Source organism: Bradyrhizobium sp. WSM4873 (assembly GCF_055811355.1).
Map to the genome: position 1 here is coordinate 1 of NZ_JBVVPS010000086.1, position 3,152 is coordinate 3,152.

At 57.1% G+C, this 3,152-nt stretch carries 3 protein-coding genes and 1 pseudogene; 2 read left to right on the forward strand and 2 right to left on the reverse strand.

The window, feature by feature from the left end:
• Positions 1–392: 392 nt before the first annotated feature.
• A pseudogene (locus tag AC0L21_RS37780) lies at positions 393–642 on the forward strand (transposase); the annotation flags it as partial.
• A gap of 221 nt (positions 643–863) precedes the next feature.
• Here AC0L21_RS37780 and AC0L21_RS37785 read toward each other — a convergent pair.
• A complete protein-coding gene (locus AC0L21_RS37785; RefSeq protein ID WP_473256544.1) occupies positions 864–1,499 on the reverse strand; it encodes a DUF6036 family nucleotidyltransferase in 636 nt (211 codons plus the stop codon).
• Entirely contained in the window at positions 1,496–1,882 is a 387-nt protein-coding gene (locus AC0L21_RS37790) for a hypothetical protein (RefSeq protein ID WP_225130090.1), read from the reverse strand. Before AC0L21_RS37790 ends, AC0L21_RS37785 begins: the two co-directional genes overlap by 4 nt.
• Before the next feature lie 864 nt (positions 1,883–2,746).
• On the opposite strand from AC0L21_RS37790, the gene AC0L21_RS37795 reads away from it, so the two are divergent.
• Positions 2,747–2,953 carry a cold-shock protein gene (locus AC0L21_RS37795; RefSeq protein ID WP_473256542.1) on the forward strand — a complete coding sequence of 69 codons (207 nt, stop codon included), beginning with the start codon at positions 2,747–2,749 and terminating at the stop codon, positions 2,951–2,953.
• Positions 2,954–3,152 lie beyond the last annotated feature (199 nt).

Sequence of the window (3,152 nt, forward strand, 5' to 3'; positions counted from 1 at the left end):
AGTTCTCGGTGGTGATAGGGGCGGTGCCATCAAAGTGGTTCAGCGGCGTATGGCGGGAAAGATCAGCATGGGCGCGCCCGGGAGGCGCTGCCGACCGCAGCCGAGCCCCTGTAGATCCCTCTGGACCTTTTCTAGGAATAACGACGTACGTCTGTGGCCCCTTTCTAATCCATGTTGTGATATGCCCAAATCGCACTTCCGCAGGTCATGTTCTCTGGCGAGCTTGGGTACTGGCCTGTTTCCGACCTCAGTGCTTGGCTTGAAGCTGAGAGTGGCCTGTTTTCGTTTCGTGCCTGGCCTTGATCTATCTCAAAGGGAATTGGTCCGCGCCGAACATTCAATGAACGCCATGGAACGGCACCACCCACTTTCGCTCGTCTGGCTGGCGCACGTTCGACGACGAAGTCCGCCAGTTGGCGAAGTCGGATAGACGACGCGCCGACTGATGACGGTTCCTGGTCGGCGTGGTTTCCGCCTTGGCCTTACCGCCATACGATCGACGACCCATCGCGCTTCCGATCGGCATCAAGCGTCGGCGCCCATCTGGGTCTTAGCCTCGACGCAACTGATATCAATGGCAAGATATCACGATGCGGCGACCGCCTTCTCCGAACCGGACTAGCTCCGACGGCGCGAGCACTACCACCGTCCGTGGGCGAGTTCAGAAATGTAAGCTTGACAACAAACCGCAATTAAAGGGCCGAATGACAGTCAAAATCAGTTTGATTACGGGCGTGCAGCTCGCGGCACCACTTCCGGCGGAAAGCGGGGCTGGTCCGGAGGCTCACCGCCGCTGCAGCCGACAGAAACCATTGCGGTCGACGTGTGGACGAAGCCCTCCAAACAAATCGTAGCGGTGGCTGCTAGAATGCTGGCGGCTTGCTTGCTGCAGCGTCTGCTTTGGGCTCGTCCGGAAGGCCGCGCACGAAGCTGATAGCTCGCTCCTGAAGTTCGGCCTCCAGCTTTGTGGCCTTGATACGGTCAACGATGAGATCACGATTGAATGGCCGCGCCTTGTGGTAGCCGTCCACGAACTCCTTGTCCTTTTCCGACAGGCGAGCGAGCTTGGATACGATAATGTCTTCGGGACATGGCGCCACAGCCAGAACCTTCCTGTCGTCAACGTCCACCGTTTTGGTGATGGCGCGCTTATTCCAATCGCCAGGCAGCCGCGCGGTATTCTCGTCGACACCGTCGATATAGAAGCCGTGATCGCGATGGAATTTTGAGCCCTCGCCGTAGAGAGCATTTATCTCTTCTGAAGCCTCCGGATCGTCTTCAGGATCGAGCTCCTTCTGCTGAATTTCCCATATCTTCGCGTTCTCAGGATAAGCGTCGATTTCGCCAGAGGTGCGTAGGACGACCGGAGCGTCGGGCCACGAAAGTAAGATGCTTTGGCTTCCAATGATGAAGACCTTGTCGGTTTTAAACAGCCGGGCAATCACCCTGACTGTCTCGACAAGGTCTTCAATAGTTCGAACAAACGAGTTTTGCGTCACGCCGCCATCCGCGGAAGTGCCGCGGTTTGATGGATCGCAGATCTCTCTGCAATCCGCTTCGCCGCCTTCCAGATGCGACGGCGCAGAGTGTCATCCTCGAAGTTGATACCTTCCGCCAAAACGAAAGGCGAGGATAGACGCAGACGCGTCATCTCTTCGTCGCGGCTCGTCAAACGGCGGCGTACCGTAGATGGAGGAAAGCCAAGCATGTCCGACCACTCGCGAACGAAAGTGTAGCCTTCGAAACGCTGCGAGTTATGGGCCAAAGAATCCTTCGCCCTTTCGACCAGCGACGGGTCGCGACCGATCTGCCGCGCAATAAGCCGATGCATGATCAGCTTCGCGGTGTCGTTTACGTATTCCCGGTTGATTCGGACGCTCATGGCTCTCGACCAGTGCCTACCTCGCCGGAAAATAGGGCATCTACCCTTAAAAATCCAGCTACTCACCAATCCTCTTGGACGGAGTATGTTCCCTGTCCGTTCAAACAGCAGTTCCCATAGTCCCGCCAGCAGGCCTGCCTGGATAAGGAACCTAATCTCCCACCTGAAGCATCTCCAAGCTAAATCAATGCTTTATATCGACATCCCGCTACGAAGATAATCCTCAATTGGCCCAAAATGGGACTGAGAGGTCCATGCCGGCGATACGAACCGAGATCTTTCAGAAGACCTTTACCGCCTCGCCACAGGCAATCTCCGCACCCATCCTGGCCCTTTGCCGCGAACTCGGCACGGACCGACAGCTTGTCTGGGTCTCGATCTTACCTGAGCCCGGCGCCCTTGTGAGCGAGTGTTTTAGCAACGTTTCCGCAAAGGTTGCGGGTGAAGGAGGGACGTTGCTGTACGGATGGACGATATGCGCTTTAAAATTCGCAACTCGTTTGCTGATGTGCTCTCGCTCGGAGCTGTCCCAGCTCAACGGCCGGGGAGGATCGGGCGGGGAAGCCCGTTGGGGAGCGTTTGCAATCGGCGCTGTCGGCTTTGGAATAGGCGCTAATGTTCCTGCGCGTCGACAATTGCCGCGGATTGTTGAAGCAGCGCCTCTAGTTCCTTCTTCCAGTCCATCTTGTGTGTTTCCCCGAACGGTCATCGGACGAGGCTAACTTGGTGCGGTACGCGCGTCCAGCGCCCCCTTTTGGTAGTTGCGAGGCCGCTGCATGTCGGCAAAATGGTGGCCGATGAGCCTTGTTGCCCGGGTGGTCTGACCGCAACTACTCTACAGTATTGCTTTAATGGGAGACGGACGTGGCGACGGGTATTGTAAAATGGTTCAACGCGACCAAAGGTTTCGGCTTTATTCAGCCCGATGAGGGTGGCCAAGATGTTTTTGTGCACATAAGCGCCGTCGAGCGCGCTGGCCTCTCGGACCTGCGCGAAGGGCAGACAGTCTCTTACGAGGTTAAAGTCGACCCGAAGCGGGGTAAGAGCAGCGCGGAAGATCTGCGTGTCTGATTTGTTGTTGTAGGCGCCTGACCCTCAGCCCCCAGCCCAAGTCTGGCGCTTACCTCGGAACGAGCTATCGCCAATTTTTGGTGACGACCGGGCCGGTCAGGCGGCGGCGGTTGCGGGCTGAAGGTCGGTCGGCTTGGCGATGACCTCGATCCCGTCGTTGAATGTCACACCGAGAAGAAGTTTTGGCAACTGGTTGTGT

Coding starts and splice junctions, on each gene's coding strand:
- AC0L21_RS37790 (WP_225130090.1), bottom strand. CDS start 1,882: ATGAGCGTCCGAATCAACCGGGAATACGTAAACGACACCGCGAAGCTG.